This window comes from Kitasatospora sp. NPDC058406 (assembly GCF_042722765.1).
Classification (GTDB): domain Bacteria; phylum Actinomycetota; class Actinomycetes; order Streptomycetales; family Streptomycetaceae; genus Kitasatospora.
In genome coordinates this window covers 1-1,680 of the sequence record NZ_JBHXKE010000493.1, presented here as the reverse complement: position 1 = coordinate 1,680, position 1,680 = coordinate 1, and the positions used below count along the sequence as shown (strand labels likewise).

The 1,680-nt window shown below is 70.8% G+C and carries 1 protein-coding gene; it reads right to left on the bottom strand.

Going from position 1 to position 1,680, the window contains the following annotated elements:
- Positions 1–105: 105 nt before the first annotated feature.
- The coding region (locus ACFWOG_RS40800; protein ID WP_380364808.1) for an IS1182 family transposase at positions 106–1,680 on the bottom strand (1,575 nt) is incomplete at its 5' end.

Sequence of the window (1,680 nt, the reverse complement as noted above, 5' to 3'; positions counted from 1 at the left end):
GACGATTCAGAGTGAGGACAGCCGAAGCGTCAATCGGGGATCGGGTCAGACCCTCGAGCGGTGCCATCCACATCCTCACAGTCGGGGATCTTGGTTGCCGTCCTCTCAGCTGACGGCTCGCCAGGAACGTAGGCGCGGGATGCCTTGCTGGTCGAGGTGGTCCTGGAAGGCTGTCGGCGGTCGTGGGGGCGCGCTTTCGCCGGGGGCCTGCTTGCTGAGGCGTTCGACGTTGACGGCGATGGCGGTGAGCACGTGCTGTAGGTGCGCCTTGGCCTGCCCGCGGTAGCGGCAGTGGCGCATGCCATGGCCGTGGGCGAACTCGCAGATGGTGCCCTCGATTCCGGAGCGGACCGCATATCGCTTGTGCCAGGCCGGATCCTGCTGGTCGGCGCGGTTGCGCAACTGCAGTTCGAGCAGCGCGCGCGGAGGGAAGCCCACGGAGCGGTGGACGTCGCGGGAACTGGTGCACTTGGCCCGGACCGGGCAGGGCTGGCACTGGCTCTTGGTGAAGCGGGCGATGATCAGTGGAGCGGCGGTCGGTGAGGAGGTCGGGTAGGGGCCGTGCCAGCCGGCGCTGATCTGGCCCTGCGGGCAGGTGACCTCCTTGCGGTCGAAGTCGATCCGGAAGTCGTCGCGGGCGAAGCCCTCACCGCGGCGGTGCTGGCGGGTGGGGTTGCCCGGCAGTGGTCCGACGACGGTGACACGGTGTCCGCGCTGGGCCTGTTCCAGGTGGGGCAGGGAGGTGTAGCCGCCGTCGACCAGATGCTCGTCGGGCAGCAGGCTGCGGCGCTCCAGCCGGCTGTGGATGCCGGGCAGGACCTCGGTGTCGGCGCTGGTCGCCGGCATAGTGGCCACGTCAGTGATCACATTGGGTCCGTCGTCGGAGCAGGTCTCGGTCACATGGGCGAGGAACCCCGTCCAGCGGGTGACCTGCCCGCGGCGTGCGTAGCGGGCCGTCGGGTCGTAGGGCGAGACGATCCGCTGCGCCGAGGGCGGCAGGCCGCTGGCGTCGTCATCGTCGCGCCAGCGCAGGCGCCCGACGGGGTCCCAGTAGTAGTTCTGCACCAGGATCTGCCGCAGGACCTGGACTTGGGGCCTGCCGAGCAGGGAGGGGTGGTTGCGGCCGAGGTGTTCGAGCAGGCGGCGGGCGTCGTCGCCGGTGGTGTTGATCCGGGTCTTGGGCCGGGTGGGGTTCTTGCCCAGGCGCACCGGTCGGCCGTAGCGGCGGCCCCAGTCCTCGCCGACCAGGCCGTCCAGCGCGTGGTCGGCGGTGCGGGCGCGTCCTTCCAGGGCCGTGCGCACGGCCTCGGTGACCAGTTCGAGGCGGGTCAGGTCGCGGACGGTGGCCAGGACGTGGGTGGAGTCCGTGCGCTGGGTGGTGCGCTCTCGGACCAGGCCAGCCCCTTTCAGTCGTGCCAGGGCGAGGTCGAGGAGGCGGTCCGCCCGGCCGTCCTGGAGCAGGCAGTCTCGGAAGTCGGTCAGCACGCTGTGGTGGAAGCCGGGGTCGTCGAGTTCGAGGCCAAGGGCGTATTTGAAGTCGATGCGGCAGCGCACGGCCTCGGCGGCATCGCGGTCGGACAGGCCTAGCACGAACTGCAGCACGCTCACCGTGGCCAACTGGGCCGGCGACAGCCCGGGCCTGCCGTCGCGCGGGTACCAGTCGGCGAAGTCCTCGTCCCG